The sequence below is a fragment of the Nitratireductor sp. XY-223 genome (assembly GCF_004959855.1).
Lineage (GTDB): Bacteria > Pseudomonadota > Alphaproteobacteria > Rhizobiales > Rhizobiaceae > Hoeflea_A.
On the sequence record NZ_SPNT01000001.1, the window covers coordinates 543,586 to 558,878 of the forward strand.

Sequence of the window (15,293 nt, forward strand, 5' to 3'; positions counted from 1 at the left end):
GTTCGAGTTGCGCGATCACACGCGTTTCAGCCATTCGGACAGGCCTTGCCCGATTTCATTCGGGTAGGTTTCCTGAACGAAGTGCCCGCCGGTGCCGAGATAAACCGACTCCAGGTTTTGCAGCGAGCCCTGAAGCATCTAGGCGAGCTGCATCGGAATGATCGCGCCGGGATCGACATGGAACATGAGCTTCGGGAAGGTCGTCGTCGGCAGCCACTCGCTGTTGGCCTTGACGACTTCATGGACATCCGCCGGTTCACCGGCGACCGGGATTTCGCGCGGCCAGTCCAGCAGGATCCTGCGGCTCTCGACCGTCGGATAGTAGCGGTTGTATTCCGCCATGATCTCGTCGGGAAGGGGCGCGTCGGGATTGTCGTTGCGCAGGAACTGATCGATGAAGAAGTTGTTTTCCATGATCAGTTTCTCGCCGGCTCCCGGGGTCTTGATGTTGCGCAGAAACTCCTCGAAACGGCCGAGCGATTCGTAGCTCGGTATCGGATGGAAGGGCGGCGCCATGGCCTCCATGAAACACACCGCCGAGACCCGGTCCGGGCGGGTGCGGGCGTAGTGCCAGCCCAGGGCCGATCCCCAGTCGTGGATCACCAGAACGGCATCGCGGATATCCATCTCGTCGAGGAAGGCATGGAGATGCGCGGCGGTATCGACATAGGTGTTTTCGAGTTTCGGCTTGGCACTGTCGCCCATGCCGATCAGGTCGGGCGCGATTGCCCTGTGGGTTCCGGAAACATGGGGAATGATGTTGCGCCACAGAAACGACGACGTCGGATTGCCGTGCAGGAAGACGACAGGCCGGCCGGCACCGGCATCGACATAGGCGATGTCATTGCCGAGCACGGTGCGGACCTTCTTTTGAGGCAGTGTCGTTGAAGCGAAGGACCGGGCGTCCGGGAGGGCGGTTAGCACGGCGGCGGCCGCGGCTGATTTGAGCAGTGTTCGGCGGTTCATTGTTGACCCCTTGTGTTGACCGCAGTCACTCTATGGGTAAAATTTGCACCTGTATGGCACTGAAAATGAACAAAGTGGTTCAAAAATTGACCACAGCCAGAATTATGAGGACTGTCGGATGGTCGCACCGGACTGGGAGCAGATGCCCTATTTTCTTGCCGTTGCCCGCACGGGCAGCTTGCGGGCCGCCGCGGCTGAACTGAACACGGCGCACGGTACGGTCAACCGGCATATCAGGGCCCTGGAGGCGACCTACGGCGTTCAGCTCTTCCAGCGGACACGCTCGGGCCTGGAACTCTCTTCGGCCGGCCGGGCGCTGGTGCCGATCGCGCAAGACGCCGAAACGCTCTTTCTCGGTGCGCGGCGCCGGCTGCAGGGGCTGGACCGGCAGGAAGCGGGCGCGGTGCGTTTTTCAATGACCGGCGTGATGGCCTACGAAATCGTCTCCCCCATCCTCGTGCGTTTCTTCGACGAATATCCGGAGATCGATCTGGAGATCCACGTCAGCGACCGGTTCGAGGACATCAACCGCCTCGAGACGGATGTGTCGCTGCGCTACACGGACGAGGTCCGCGACGCGGACGTAGTGGCTAGAAAGCTGTATCCGATGGCGCTGGCGCCCTATGCCAGCCGCGCCTATCTCGAACGGCACCTGCCGAATGCGGGGCCGGAGGGGGAGGGGCTGCACTGGATCGGCTGGGACGAGATCAACCGGTCGCCGGACTGGGTCAGGCAGACGTCGTTTCCGAAAGCGCAGGTGCGCCACGCGACCACCGATCACGTCTTGCAGCTCAGCCTGCTGCGCCGCGGGTTCGGCATGGTCAACACATCCGTCTACTTTGAATCCATCTATCCCGAGCTGGTGCGTGTTCCGGGCGGCGATATCACCCTGGAACGTTCACTGTGGCTGCTGTTGCATTCGGACCTCAGGCGCACGACCCGGGTGCGGCGCTTTGTCGACTACCTCGCCGACGCCCTTAAAGCGATGCGGCCGCAATTGCAGGGGGAACTCGCCTAGGATTTGGTAACACGGCGCGGTTCCGGTTGCGCCTTACCCGCCCGCAAGGTCCTCGTCGAACAGGCCGATCAGCCTTGCATCGAACTGCCCGCGGGTTTTGGCGACCTCGTCCTTTGTCGCATCGACGAAAGCGAGCCTTTGATCGCCATGGAGTTCGGCGATCTCGACGCCCTCGGCAACCAGTTTCTCAGCGCAGACCGTGTCGTCCTCGTCGGCGAAACCGCGCTGTGCGACGGTCGCCTTGCGCAGGGCCCGCTGCACGCCCTCCCTGAAGTCGGACGGCCAGGCGTTCACGGCATCCTTGTTGAAAAGCACCATGGCGACGCCGATGAGGTGGCGGGTCAGGGTGATGTATTTGTGGTGCGCGTGGAGCCCGAAATTATAAATGTTGGTGAGCGGGTTTTCCTGCGCGTCGACCGTGCCGTCGGCGACCGCCGCCGGAAGGTCGCGCACGTCAATGGTCTTCGGCTCGAAGCCGAGCGCCCGGAAGACGCGCTGATGATTGTCATTGGCAAGCGTGCGGATCTTCAGGCCCGCGCAGTCCGGCGGCGCGAGGATCGGCCCTTTCCCGTTCGAGATGTGGCGGAAGCCGTTGTCCCAGAAATCGAGCACCGCATAGCCAGTCTTTTCCCGCATCAGCCCGGCCAGTTCGCGCCCCAGCGCGCCGTCGAGCACCGCGTAGGCCCTGGCCCGGTCGGGAACGATGAAATGCTGGTCGAATATGCCGAGTTCCGGCACCCGCGACGCAAGGTAGCTGGAGGAGAAGTAGCAGGCGTCGAGGGAGCCGGATTCCACCATGTCCAAAAGGTCGGAGGCTTTCCGGCCACGCTCGATGATGTTGGCGTCGAAGGAAAAATCGACGGTGCCGCCGAGTTCCTCGGACAGAGCCTTGCCGAAGACATGACCGGCGCGGGTGTGCACCGACGCCGGCCCCTGGTAGCCGCCGAACTTCAGCGGGATGGCGGCCATCAGACAAGTTCCCGCATGAGCTCGTCCGGGTCGGCGGGCAGTTCGACGGGCCGGCCGCGCCTGGCCGACAGGTCCATCGCCATCGTCAGAAGCAGGTTGTTGTGGCCGTCCGTCGCCGTGGCATGCGGCGTGCGCTGGCCGGTATAGATGCGCTGGTACCAGGCGTTGGTCTCCTCGCGCATCGGTCCCCAGAGCTGGTTGTCGTGCAGGTCGCCGGGCGGGTAGCTGGTCAGGAAGTCGACATGGCGCGGGGCGCCCGGATCGAAGCCCTCCGGCGCGTAGCCGGCCCCTTGCGCGACTTCCGTCGCCAGCACGACGTCGCGGTGCGTGTCCTCGATGTCGATGACGCCCTTGGTGCCGACAATGCCGATCTCGATGCCGTAGACGGCGCCTGGCCAGACCACCGGCAGCGCCCAGGAAATGTTCATGCTCCAGATCGTCCCGTCATCCATGGTGAAGATGCCGAAGGTGGAATCCTTGGTGCCCCATTTGCCGAGCGCGGCATCGCAGGACTGGGCATAGACGGAAACCGGCGTCTTTCCCTCCATCAGCCACATGCACATGTCGAGGCTGTGGGTGCCGGAGACGACCATCGGCGTCAGGTTCGCGCGGTCCTGGGTGCGGCTGACGGTGGCGATCGGCACCATGCGGTTCATGAAGGCGCGGGTGACGACGGAGGTCACGTCGCCGATCTGGCCGGTGACCAGCCGTTCCTTGACCGCCAGGAAGCGGCGGCGGAAGCGTTGCGTATAGCCGACAACCGCATCGACGCCCGCAGCATTGATCGCGTCGAGGATCTGCTGCGACTGGCGCGCGTCGGTCGCCAGCGGCTTTTCGATGAAGAGATCAAGGCCGCGTTCGACGGCGGCAAGGGTCGGGTCTGTGTGGAAATTCTCGTCCGTCGCAATGATGGCGGCGGTGACTTCGGGCCGGGCGAGCAGCTCGCGGAAATCCGTGGTGAAAAAATCGGCCTTCACATCGTCGCGCAGCTTTTCGCCGATATCGGACTTGATATCGCACAGGCCGATCCAGCCGACGCCGGGATAGGCGCGCGCCAGTTCCGCGCGAATGCGGCCGATTGTGCCGCAGCCGATGATCGCCAGTCCGATTTCCTTTTTCTTCTCAGTCACCAACACCTCCAACCGAGTTTCTGTTGCGCCGCGCGCGGATGAGGCCCTCGGCGAAGATCACGCAAAGGGCGATAAGCAGGAACGTGCCGAAATATTGCGACAGCACGAAGCCGAAGGACTTGTCCTCGAAGAGCAGCATGGCGCGCCGCAGGTTCTCGTCTGCAAGGGGCCCGAGGATGACGCCGAGAACGACCGGCGCGGTCGGGAATCGGAACGCATGCAGGACATAGCCGGCGATGCCGGCGCCGAACATGACCCACACGTCGAACATGCTGAGCCGCACCGCATAGGCGCCGATGACGCAGATCGGGATGATCAGCGGCAGGAGCAGTCCGCGCGGCAGGCTGAAGAGTTTGACGCAGGGTTTGATCAGCGCGATCGCCGCGCCGTACATCAGGATGTTGGCGACGATCAGCGCCGAATAGATGAAGTAGATGAGGCCGGGGTGATCGATCTCGATGGTCGGCCCGACGACGATGTTCTTCAGGGTCAGGGCGGCGAGCAGCGCCGCGGCGGCGGCATTGCCGGGAATGCCGAGCGCCAGCATGGGCAGCATCGAGCCGCCGATATTGGCGTTGTTGGCGACCTCCGCGCTGACGATCGCCTCGTAGCTGCCCTTACCCCATTTCTTCCGTTCCTCGGGTTTCGCCCGGCGCCGTCCGATATCATAGGACAGGAACGACGCAACATTGGCGCCGGCGCCCGGAATGGCGCCGATGAGGGTGCCGATGATGCCGGACCGCACGGCGGTGCGAAAATAGCGCAGAAGCATGCTGAAGGAGGGAAGCACCCGGCCGACTTCCGAAGGAATGGAGTAGTGCTCGCGCTGCGGCAGGACCCGCAGAACCTCGGCAAGGCCGAACAGGCCGATGAGCACGGCGACATAGTTGATGCCGTCCATCAGCTCTAGCGTCCCGAAGGTGAAGCGCGGCACGCCGTGAATGGGATCGATGCCGACAAAGGCGACGAGCAGGCCGAGCCAGCCGGCGATCCAGCCCTTGAGCGGCAGGCTGCCGGCGGACATCGAGCCGCTGACGGTGATGCCGATGACAGCGAGCAGGAACATCTCCCAGGACCTGAAATGCAGGGCGAAGGCAAGGATCAGCGGAATGAAGCCGATGAGCAGCAGAATGCCGACCCAGTTGCCGATGAAGGAGGCGCCGATGGCAATGCCCAGCGCCTTGCCGCCTTCGCCTCGGCGGGCAAGCTGGTGCCCCTCGATCATGGTCGGCACCGCATCCGGTGTGCCCGGGATGTTGATCAGCACGGCGGATATCGCCCCGCCGAAGACACTGCCGGTATAGACACCGAGCATGAAGGAAATTGCCGTCGCCTGGTCCATGCTGGCCGACAGGCCGATAAGAAGGGCCATCGCCATGGTGGTGGAAAGGCCTGGCATCGCGCCCCAGACGATGCCGAGCGAAACGCCGGCAAGGGTGACGAGGAGGATGTAAGGCGTCAGCGCCTGAAGAATGGATTCAAGCATCATCGGTCAGATCGATCCCGGCAGAGGAATAACGAAGACATAGCGAAAGGCTGCGGCAAGCAGCGTGATCCAGACGGCCGAGACGACAAGGCATTTCCAGATGGCGCCGGTCCAGAAGATCGTCAGGATCACGGTCAGAAATACGATCGTGATGACCTCGAAGCCGCCATAGCCGAGTTCCAGACCGGCAATGATCGTCGAGTACTCGAAATTCAGATATTGCAGCGCCAGGAGATAGGCGCCAATGAAGGCGGCCAGCATCGCCGTGCGCACATGTTCGGGTTTCTCGTCCTCAACCGTCGTGGCGCCGGCCGCTCGTCGGCGGATCGCCATGGCGCCGAGGATCAGAGCCATCACGCACAGGCTGCCCGCCGTCAGGAACGGCAAAAGGCCCGGCGTGGTCGAAAGGGACCCCGGATTCGACAGGCGCACGCTTTCGACCATGATCCATAGTGAGAGCGCCACCAGGAATCCTGCCGCGATTATGTCCTGCAGGGGTGTCGCGAAGCCGGCGTGCTCGTCCTCGCCGGCGAACTTTTGCTGTTCGGTCATGCCGCTTTGTCCAGAAATTTAAAATGTGGCGGAACCGGATACCGTGTTCCGGTCCCGCCGTATCACGTGATGCGGTGTGGGCGATGCCCCGCGCCGCGGTCTGTCAGATGCGCGGCTTGTAGCCTGCCGGCGGCCACCATGATTCGAAATCAGCCGGCTTGGGCAGGCCGAGATCCTGCGCGGTGACGACGTCGGCGCCGATCTGGTCGGAGAACTTGTTGAACGTGTCGACCGTGACCACTTCCAGGAGCGCGGCGCGCTTGTCTGCGGCCTCGCCGGTACGGATGTCGGTCTGGAAGAACTTGCTCTTGACCATGTCCTGGAAGCCGTCGGAGTTCACCGCCTCGATGAAGGCGTCGTTGACCGCCTGAAGGACCTCCGTCGGCGTATCGCGCTTCATGATGAAGTTGTAGGTGCCGCCGATCGGCAGGAAGGGCTGGATCGATGGCAGCAGGCCGCCGATGGTGGGCATGACCTTGCCGTCGCCGAGGTCGATATCCGCGGTCGATGTCTGCTGCAGGCAGCGCAGCTTTCCGGCGCGGACGAGGTCGACATGCTCGTGCACGCCGCCGCCGGCGATGTCGACTTCACCCTGCAGGCCGGCCAGGGTCGCGGCCTTGCCGCCCTTGTAGGGCACATATTTCAGGCTGACATCGGCGAAGGACCCGACGATCAGGGCAAGTTCGTGCCACAGCCCGCCGGTGCCGGACGTCGAGATGGTGATCTTGCCGGGATCGGCCTTGGCCGCGGCGACAACGTCGTCGAAGGTCTTGAAGGGCGAGTCGATCGGCACCGACCAACTGGCATTGGCGGTCGCTGCCTGGAAGAACACCCATTCTTCCCAGGGCACGAAGTCGACATGGCCCATGACACGCACGAACTTGTTGTAGTTGGCGCCGCCGAGAACCGTGTAGCCGTCGGAAGCCTGGCCGTGGACATATTGTGTGGCGACGCCGCCGACGGCGCCCGGCTTATTGATGACGTTGATCTTCCAGCCCTTAGAGTTGGCCATTTCCTCGGCAAGCTTGCGCATGATGGTGTCTGTGCCGCCGCCGGCTCCGTACATGACCACCAGCGTTATGGCGCGTTCCGGAAAACCGGCCGCCCGGGCCTTGTCGGCCGGGATGGTGATCGACAAGGCCGCCATGGACGCGGCCGATCCGGCCAGAAAGGTCCTGCGGTCAATCGAGGCGATTGGGTTGCCTTTTGATTTTGCCATTTTTCTCCTCCACTCAAATAGCCGGACTTTCATCCGGAATGGCTAGTTGTTCTGCTCCCTTGAAAAGACTTGTCCGCCAGAAAGTCAGTGACTTCCGGTTCCAGATCCGTCGCCATCAGCGCGTTCCAGCGGTTGTTGAAGCCGAAGAGCGCGATGACCGCGCCGATCTCGATGATCTGCTCCTCGGAAAAATGCCGGCGCAGCTCAGACATGTCCTCCTGTGTCGCGTAGGCCGGGCATTGCCCGCCGGTGACAGCGACACGCAGCGCCGCACGCTCGGCGTCAGAGAAGACCGGGTTGGTCTCGAACTCCCAGATCGCCGCCAGCTTGTCGTCCGGAACGCCGTTGTCGGCGCCGTTCTTGAGCGTGTGGGCCGAACAGTAGGTGCAGCCGTTTGCGCGGCTCGTGACATGGGCCACCATCCAGCGCAGCGCCGGATCGACGGTGCCGTCCGGATTGCGCACGACGGCGCGGATGAGGCCGAGTACGGCGCGCGCGATTTCCGGGCGCCGGGCCAGAAGCAGCATGGAATTGGCGACAAAACCCGTTGCGGAAGCGAGTTGCTCAATGTCGGCTTTTGCCGCGTCCGTTTCCTCGATGCTCAACGGCTCGACATGCGACATACGGATCCCTCCCAGGCAGGCGCCTTCATTCGTTCCGCCGTTTCTTGTGCGGCGGTTTCATCGTTGTCCGTTCATTCGCGGGGCGTATAGGGCGCGTCGCCATCCACTTAAGAACCCGATTTTGAGGATACGGTCTCAAGCTGCAGATTTCGACGAGAAATGTCGGTCTGGTGATCATATGTCACTATGGCGAATATCAAGAATCCTGATTGCCAGACCCCGTTGTGAACACAAAACCTACAGGTTAGATTCCCCGGATCGCGCCCCGAAACCGGTTGCCGGCCGAAAGCCCTTCCGCGCGCGTTGTTGTATTCACTTTTTGCATAGATTAAGCTGTTTTTCGCATTTCTGTTGCCGCACCTATGCGATTAGGTTCAGGGCATCCACTCATGGCTCCCAGGGTTGCAGAAGGCGGTTTTCATGCAGCAGATCAATGTAGGCGTGGTCGGAACGGGCTGGTGCGGCGGCATTCGCGCGGAAGCGTGCTTTGCCAATCCGCTTGTCGCCGACCTTCACATCGCCGAAATCAACGAGGAACGGCTGGCCGAGGTCAAGGCGCTGTCGCATCCGGTCACGGCGACCACGGACTACGCCGAAATCATCGAGAACCCGTCGGTCGATGCGGTCATCATCTCGGCGACCCCCGAGACGACGCACTATCCCATGGCGAAGGCGGCGATCACCGCCGGCAAGCATGTTTTCCTGGAAAAACCGATCGCCATCACGCTGGCCGAGGCGGACGAACTGGTGGCGCTGTCGCACCGGCACAAGGTCAAGTTCACCATCGGATATTCGCAGCGCTTCAATCCGAAATACGCATTCATCAAGAAGTCGCTCGAGGACGGGACGCTGGGCGAGCCGGTCAGCGCGCTGATCAGCCGGCACATAACCCGAAGCCTCGGCAAGAAGATCTCCGGCCGTGTCAAGCTCTCGCCGGCGGCGATGGAGGCGACGCACGATCTCGATTTCGTGCTGTGGTGCCTGGAGCCGGCGAAACCGGTGCGCGTCTATGCCCAGACGGTCTACAAGACCATGCAGGAGATCAACGGCGCGCCGGATTGCACCTGGATCATCGTGACGATGGACAACGGCATTTCCTTCACCATCGGCGCCGGCTGGATCCTGCCGCTCGGCTATCCGAACTATTCGGCTACAACGCTGGAGATGGTCGGGACGAAGGGCGCGCTGCTCATTGACGACACCCATCGCGATGTCGTCCTCAACACCGTCGACAAGGGCATTCAGTTCCCGATGTCGTCAATGCCGGGCGAGCCTGTGAACCACGTCTTCGCCGGGCCCATGGCCAGCGAAACCCACCATTTCATCGAAGCGGTGGCGCTCGACCGGCCGGTTCTGGTGACGCCCGAACAGGCCCGTAAGGTGATGGAGGTCTATATCGCGGCGGACCTTTCGGCCGAACGCAACGAGCCGGTTTCGCTGCCGCTCAACGATGCCGATATCACCTCGCTGGCAAGCTGAGGAAGCGCAATTAACCCACAGGTCCGCCTTCCTGAGGCTGGGGAATGAACTGGCTGGAGCTGGAAAAGCAGATGCGCATGTTCTTGGAAAGCTGGTCGGCAACACGCAGGCGGCGGGCACCCTCGGCATAGATCAGCCCGTAGCTGATATCGACCTCAGGCTCGAAGGGGCGGATTTCAAGCTGGCTATTGAAGTGCTCGGCAACGAACGGGTGGACGATCGCGACCCCGAGACCGATCCTGACGAGATTGCCCAGAAGGATGGTCGATGTCGCCTCGATCGCCGACTGGCACTTGATCTTCAGGCGTGTGAACAGTTCCTCGGTCCGGTAGCGCATGACCGTATCGGCGGACAGCGAGACCAGGCTTTCGCCGTCGAGGTCCTCTGCGCCCACGACATCCTTGCCGGCCAGCCTGTGGCCCTTCGGCATGATGATGACCGAGCGCACGGTGCACAGCGGCTCGACGACCAGGCCCTGCTGGACGATCGGCAGCGTCGCAAGGCCGATATCGTAGCGCCGTTCGGCAACGGCCTGCTGCAGTTCGCTCCGGTTTTTCAGATCGATGATGATGTTGAGGTTGGGGTATTCCTCGCGCAGCATCTTCAGGGGCTGCGGCAGCATGCAGGTGCCGATCGCCGGCATCGCCACCACGCGCAGGGTTCCCGTGCCGTGGGCGCGAATGTTGGAGGCGGTCTCCTGGATCTGGTCGACCTGGGTGAGGATATCCTCGGCGATGCCGTAGAACTCGCGGCCCTCCGGCGTAATCGTCAGCCGGCCGCGATGGCGGTCGAACAGAACAAAGCCGAGCGTGTCCTCCAGCTGGCTGATCAGCCGGCTGATGGCAGACTGGCTGATGCCCATCACCTCGGCGGCCTGGGTTGTCGTTCCGGTGGCGATGAGCGCCCGCATGGCCTCGAGTTGCCTGATCTTCATTCGTCATGCCCCGCTGTCGAACAGTCCGGGTTTATCGCATTGTGCCCCGGCGGCCCAGCCATTGGCTATTCCAAATTGTCATAGATGTAAACCAAGAATGCATTTCGGTTTGTTCCTGTGAGACATTAGACTTCAGCTCAGATTTCGGGAGGAACAATGAGAAACGGAGTTATTTCCGAGCGGCGGAAGCGCTGATGCAGAAGCGCATGGAAATCGCCGTTGCCGGAACGCTGCTGTTGCTGGCGGTGGTCTTTGCCCTGTTCATCGATGCCTTCGTCGCCAAGCCGAAGACGCTGTTCGGGCGCTCGCTGAGCGCCATCGAGCCGACCGCATTTCCGCTCATCACCATGGCGATGATGATCGTCCTTTGCGGCCTGTTCTTTTACGCGATGTTCCGGCGGTCGGGCCAGGCGCAGATGGCTGTTGACGATGGCCTCAACCGGCAGACGAACTGGATCAGAATCGGCGCGTTCTTCGTGGTGCTGGTGCTTTATGCGCTGACCTTCGATCCGCTCGGGTTCCTGACATCGACCTTCATCGCAATGGTGCTTCTGTCGCTGCTGGCCGGCAACCGCAACATCATCCAGATCGCCATCTTCTCGGCGATCCTGCCGCTCGCGTTCTATCTCCTGGCGACCCGGGTCCTGCTGGTCTCGCTGCCGGAGCAGAGCGGCATCGAATTCCTAATCGCCAGAATACTCGGAGGCTGACACTCATTCATGCGTAACCAATCGACACTGCAGGCTGCCGATGATTGACCAGTTCGCAACCGGATTCTTCATGGCATTCAGGCTCGACACCTTCTTCATGATGGGTGTCGGGCTGTTCTTCGGCATGCTCGTCGGCTCGCTGCCCGGATTCACCACGCTGATGGCGATGGCGATCCTCCTGCCGGTGTCTTTTTTCCTCGATCCGATCGTCGGAATTCCGTTTCTGCTGGGCATCTACAAGGGCGGCATTTTCGGCGGCAGCGTGCCGGCCATCCTGGTCTCGATGCCGGGAACGGGCGCGGCAGTCGCGACAACCGCCGACGGCCATGCGCTGACGAAGAAAGGCAAGTCGCGCAAAGCACTCGACATCGCATTGTTCTCGTCCCTCTTCGGCGACTTCACCTCCGACATTCTGACCATCATGATGATCTTTCCGATCGCGCTTCTGGTCATGCAGTTCGGTCCGCCGGAACTGGCGGCGATCCTGTTTCTGAGCCTGATCGTGATCGCCATGACCGCCGGCAGCAACCCGGTCAAAAGCCTGATGATGATGACGGCGGGTCTTTGGCTGTCCTTTGTCGGGACCGACCCGCTCGGCGGGGTCGAGCGTTTCACTTTCGGCAGTTTCGAGTTGCGCGGCGGCATTCCGTTGCTGCCGATGCTGATCGGGCTCTTCGCCCTGCCGGAAATCGCCGCCGTGGTCGGCCGCCGGGTGGACATCGCCCAGACCGCCAAGATCGTCGGCGAGCGGCTGCATCTCGCCGAGCTGAAGCGCTGCATGCGCACCATTCTGCGCTCGACCGCCATCGGCACGGCCATCGGCATCGTGCCGGGGCTGGGGCAGGTGGTGGCTGCGATGCTCGGCTATACGGCTGCGAAGAACGCCTCCGACCATCCCGAGACGTTCGGCAAGGGCGAGATCGAGGGCGTGGCGGCGGCGGAGGCGGCGAACAACGCGGTCAACGGACCGACCCTGGTGCCGCTGCTGACTCTCGGCATTCCCGGCGACAATGTCACCGCCATTCTTCTCGGCGCCTTCGTGGCGCAGGGCCTGCGGCCGGGCCCGCAGCTCTTCGAAGAGCAGGGCGCCGTCGTCTTCGCCATCCTGACGGCGATGGTGTTTGCCAACATCCTGTTCCTGATTATCGGCTATCTGTCGATCCCGTTCTTCGCCCGCATCGTCACCATCAAGAACTCGCTGCTTATTCCGGCGGTCATCATGTTCGCTTTCGCGGGATCGTTCGTCTTCCGCTCGGATCCGGTGGACCTTCTGATGCTGATCGGTTTCGGCGCCTTCGGGATCATCGCCCGCATCGCCCGCTTCGAGGTCATGCCCATGGTCATGGGATTCATCCTCGGCGGCCCGCTCGAATATGCCTTCGGCCAGACCATGGCGATGTCCAACGGAGACCTGATCGGCTTCGCCATCAGCCAGCGGCCGAGCATGCTGGCGATCCTGATAATCACACCGCTGATCGGCTTTTACCTGTGGCGCCGCATGGCCAACATGTCACGGGTTTCCAATGCGCACTAGCCAGAAACGAGGAGGGCACAAGGACAATTCGAACGTCACGATTACTGCGTGCCAAAATTGATCACAAGGATCGGGAGGATACTATGATCAGACGTCATATACTGAAATTCGCACTTGCGGCGGCAATGCTCGGCGGCCTGGCGGCCCCGGCCGTTGCCGAATATCCGGAAAAGCCGGTTACGCTTGTCATTCCGCTTGGGGCGGGCGGCTCGCACGACCTCAACGCCCGAGTCATTTCGAGCATCATACCGGCCTATCTCAACCAGGCCATGATCGTGCGCCTGACACCGGGCGCCGGCGGCCAGAAGGGAACCCAGGAAGCCGCGACCGCGCCGGCCGACGGCTATACGCTGCTGTTCAGTCACAACTATATCGATATGCTGCAACAGCACGTCGAGAACCTGCCCTATGATCCGAACAAGGATTTCGTTCCGGTCGCGCGGGTCAACTACGCGCCGATCGGCATCGTCGTGCGCGGCGACAGCCCGTTTAAGACATTCGAGGATGTGGTCCGCCACGCGGAAGAGAATCCGGGCGCATTGAAAATGGCCCACTCCGGTAACTGGGGTGCATTGTTCGTCCCCGCGGCGCAGATCATGAAAGCCCGCGGGATCACATTCAACATGATCCCCTACAAGGGGGGCGGCCCTGCCATGCAGGCGCTTCTCAAGGGTGAAGCCGATATCACGATGGGCTTCCCGGCCACACTGTCGAGCCTGCTCGACAGCGGCGAGGTACGGCTGCTCGCCACTGCCGGCAACGAGACGATGGTCGAGGGCGTTCCAACTTTCCCCGAAATCGGCGTCGACGGTGATGTCGGGTTCATGCATCGCGTGGTCCTGGCGCCCGCCGATACGCCGCCGGAGGTTCTTGAGACGCTGCGCACCGCCTTCAAGGCGCTGCAGGAGGACAAGACCTACACCCGCCTCATGGGGCGGCTGGGCGAGAATCGCGACTTCCTGGACGGGCCCGACTACCAGAAGATGCGCGAGGCGCAGGCTCTGGAATACAAGGCCCTCGTGGATCAGATCACGTCCAACTGACCGCAAACAAACTGGCATGCCGGGTCCCCCGGCATGCCGTCACCCGGGGAAATCGGACCATGAAGATCAAGGAAAAGCCGATCTGGAACTTCAGGACGGCGGCAACGGCGCAAAGCACGACGCGCAGCGTCGCATCGTCGCGCACCTTCGATACGGTTATTGACGAGCCGATCGAGCGTGGCGGCACGAATGAAGGACCGATGCCTGTCGAGCTCGTATTCGCGGGGCTGGCGGGCTGCACCCATGTGATCGCCAACAAGCTGGCGACCCATCACGGTATCTCCTTCGATTCCATGGAGATCAACATCCGGACAACGATGGACAGCCGCGGCACACGCCTGATCGAGCCGATCGATGTGCCTTTTCCCGAGGTGGTCATCAATATTGCCGTGGAGACAAGCGGCCCGCAGGCCGCCGTCGAGCGGGTCATGGCGGACCTGCGCCATCATTGTGCGGTTTCGAAGATGCTTCAGCAATCCGGTTCCCAGGTTGTGGAACGCTGGACCGTCAACGGTGCCGCGCAGCCGGTGCTTGAAATGACCTGATGCAGGCGGATCCGGAATTGCCGGCCGCGCCGGCACATACTATAGGTCCGTATAGGTAAGGGCATGATTCCATTGGCATGATGAGACGCCATCCGGCCGATCCACACCCAAGGTTTTGCGATGTACGGTCAGATTCTGAATGTGGTTGGTCCGATTTTCGTCATGACCTTCGTGGGCTATGTGCTCGGCCGCTCGAAGCTGCATATCGACAGCGGCACGATCAGTTCGCTGGTGCTTCTCGTCGCAACGCCCTGCCTGATCTTCTCGACACTGACCTCGCTCGATATCAGCGGCGGGACGGTCCTGAAAATGGCGCTGTCGGCGGTTCTGTGCGTTTCCATCGCCGCTCTGCTCGGGCTCGTTGTCCTGAAGCTCGCCGGCATGTCCTACCGCACGTTTCTGCCCAGTCTGATGATGCCGAATTCCGGCAATATCGGCTTGCCGCTGGTGCTCCTGGCCTTCGGCGAGACGGGCCTTGCGCTCGGCGTTTCCTATTTCTTTGTCATCGCCCTTCTGCAGTACACGGTGGGTGCCGCGATATCCTCCGGCCAGTACCGCATCAGGGACCTGGCACACCAGCCGCTGGTCTATTCGATCCTGCTGGTCGGCGTCGTCGTCGTCACCGGCGTCGAAGTGCCGGTCATCATCGCATCGACCACCGAGCTCCTCGGTGGGATGATGATCCCGGCGATGCTGATCCTGCTCGGAACGTCGCTTGCCAGGCTTTCCGTTTCCGATCTGAAACCGGCGATCACGATCGCTGTTGCGCGCCTTTGCATCGGTCTGCCGGCCAGCCTCATCGTGATTGCCGCGCTGTCGCTGACCGGTGTTGAGGCAGGAACCGTTTTCCTGCTCGCGACCATGCCGACCGCAATCGTCAACTACGTCTTTGCCGAACGCTACCGCGAAGATGCGCGGCAGGTGGCGGGCGCCGTCGTCGTTTCGACGCTTCTGACATTCACGCTGCTGCCGGCGCTGTTGTGGTCCGCTTATGCCGTGTCGGGGCAGATGCCCTAGAAACCGGTCGTTGCGCGGTGGGCGCCGGTGCTGTAAGGATATCAGTAATAATGATAACATTCAGGGAT

General features: G+C 62.2%; 16 protein-coding genes. 7 read left to right on the forward strand and 9 right to left on the reverse strand.

The window, feature by feature from the left end; translation table 11 throughout:
• Window positions 1-15: 15 nt before the first annotated feature.
• Both E4M07_RS29840 and E4M07_RS02400 read right to left on the reverse strand, forming a co-directional pair.
• Window positions 16-138 (reverse strand): hypothetical protein, encoded by a 123-nt coding sequence (locus tag E4M07_RS29840; RefSeq protein WP_281404973.1) that lies wholly within the window; start codon window positions 136-138, stop codon window positions 16-18.
• Window positions 139-966 carry a haloalkane dehalogenase gene (locus tag E4M07_RS02400; protein WP_136656682.1) on the reverse strand — a complete coding sequence of 276 codons (828 nt, stop codon included), beginning with the start codon at window positions 964-966 and terminating at the stop codon, window positions 139-141.
• A 118-nt stretch (window positions 967-1,084) separates the two neighbouring features.
• Between E4M07_RS02400 and E4M07_RS02405 the strand changes: the two genes are divergently transcribed.
• Entirely contained in the window at window positions 1,085-1,984 is a 900-nt protein-coding gene (locus tag E4M07_RS02405; RefSeq protein WP_136656683.1) for a LysR family transcriptional regulator, read from the forward strand.
• Between the two features lie 33 nt (window positions 1,985-2,017).
• Here E4M07_RS02405 and E4M07_RS02410 read toward each other — a convergent pair whose 3' ends face one another.
• From E4M07_RS02410 to E4M07_RS02435, 6 genes are all read right to left on the reverse strand, one after another.
• The gene (locus E4M07_RS02410) at window positions 2,018-2,953 is read right to left on the reverse strand and encodes a TRAP transporter substrate-binding protein (protein ID WP_136656684.1); all 936 of its coding nucleotides are present in this window, start codon (window positions 2,951-2,953) and stop codon (window positions 2,018-2,020) included.
• A complete protein-coding gene (locus tag E4M07_RS02415; protein ID WP_136656685.1) occupies window positions 2,953-4,083 on the reverse strand; it encodes a Gfo/Idh/MocA family oxidoreductase in 1,131 nt (376 codons plus the stop codon). The genes E4M07_RS02410 and E4M07_RS02415 overlap by 1 nt, the downstream gene beginning before the upstream one ends.
• Complete coding sequence (locus tag E4M07_RS02420; RefSeq protein ID WP_136656686.1) at window positions 4,076-5,572, reverse strand: tripartite tricarboxylate transporter permease; 1,497 nt, start codon at window positions 5,570-5,572, stop codon at window positions 4,076-4,078. The genes E4M07_RS02415 and E4M07_RS02420 overlap by 8 nt, the downstream gene beginning before the upstream one ends.
• A 3-nt stretch (window positions 5,573-5,575) precedes the next feature.
• Entirely contained in the window at window positions 5,576-6,121 is a 546-nt protein-coding gene (locus tag E4M07_RS02425; protein ID WP_136656687.1) for a tripartite tricarboxylate transporter TctB family protein, read from the reverse strand.
• Between the two features lie 103 nt (window positions 6,122-6,224).
• Entirely contained in the window at window positions 6,225-7,340 is a 1,116-nt protein-coding gene (locus E4M07_RS02430) for a tripartite tricarboxylate transporter substrate binding protein (RefSeq protein WP_169054057.1), read from the reverse strand.
• Between the two features lie 29 nt (window positions 7,341-7,369).
• Window positions 7,370-7,963: a carboxymuconolactone decarboxylase family protein gene (locus E4M07_RS02435; protein ID WP_136656689.1), complete on the reverse strand. Its 594-nt coding sequence runs from the start codon at window positions 7,961-7,963 to the stop codon at window positions 7,370-7,372.
• 420 nt (window positions 7,964-8,383) lie between these two features.
• Between E4M07_RS02435 and E4M07_RS02440 the strand changes: the two genes are divergently transcribed.
• Window positions 8,384-9,442: a Gfo/Idh/MocA family oxidoreductase gene (locus E4M07_RS02440; RefSeq protein ID WP_136656690.1), complete on the forward strand. Its 1,059-nt coding sequence runs from the start codon at window positions 8,384-8,386 to the stop codon at window positions 9,440-9,442.
• Window positions 9,443-9,452: 10 nt separating this feature from the next.
• Here E4M07_RS02440 and E4M07_RS02445 read toward each other — a convergent pair whose 3' ends face one another.
• Entirely contained in the window at window positions 9,453-10,376 is a 924-nt protein-coding gene (locus E4M07_RS02445) for a LysR family transcriptional regulator (protein ID WP_136656691.1), read from the reverse strand.
• Between the two features lie 194 nt (window positions 10,377-10,570).
• Between E4M07_RS02445 and E4M07_RS02450 the strand changes: the two genes are divergently transcribed.
• The 5 genes from E4M07_RS02450 (at window position 10,571) to E4M07_RS02470 (ending at window position 15,225) form a co-directional block, all read left to right on the forward strand.
• Window positions 10,571-11,086, forward strand: a complete 516-nt coding sequence (locus tag E4M07_RS02450; RefSeq protein ID WP_169054058.1) for a tripartite tricarboxylate transporter TctB family protein — start codon at window positions 10,571-10,573, stop codon at window positions 11,084-11,086.
• 40 nt (window positions 11,087-11,126) lie between these two features.
• Window positions 11,127-12,620: a tripartite tricarboxylate transporter permease gene (locus tag E4M07_RS02455; RefSeq protein WP_136656693.1), complete on the forward strand. Its 1,494-nt coding sequence runs from the start codon at window positions 11,127-11,129 to the stop codon at window positions 12,618-12,620.
• Between the two features lie 83 nt (window positions 12,621-12,703).
• Window positions 12,704-13,663, forward strand: a complete 960-nt coding sequence (locus E4M07_RS02460) for a tripartite tricarboxylate transporter substrate binding protein (protein WP_136656694.1) — start codon at window positions 12,704-12,706, stop codon at window positions 13,661-13,663.
• A 59-nt stretch (window positions 13,664-13,722) separates the two neighbouring features.
• Window positions 13,723-14,208 (forward strand): OsmC family protein, encoded by a 486-nt coding sequence (locus E4M07_RS02465; protein WP_136656695.1) that lies wholly within the window; start codon window positions 13,723-13,725, stop codon window positions 14,206-14,208.
• Window positions 14,209-14,328: 120 nt separating this feature from the next.
• Window positions 14,329-15,225 carry an AEC family transporter gene (locus tag E4M07_RS02470; protein ID WP_136656696.1) on the forward strand — a complete coding sequence of 299 codons (897 nt, stop codon included), beginning with the start codon at window positions 14,329-14,331 and terminating at the stop codon, window positions 15,223-15,225.
• Window positions 15,226-15,293: the final 68 nt, after the last annotated feature.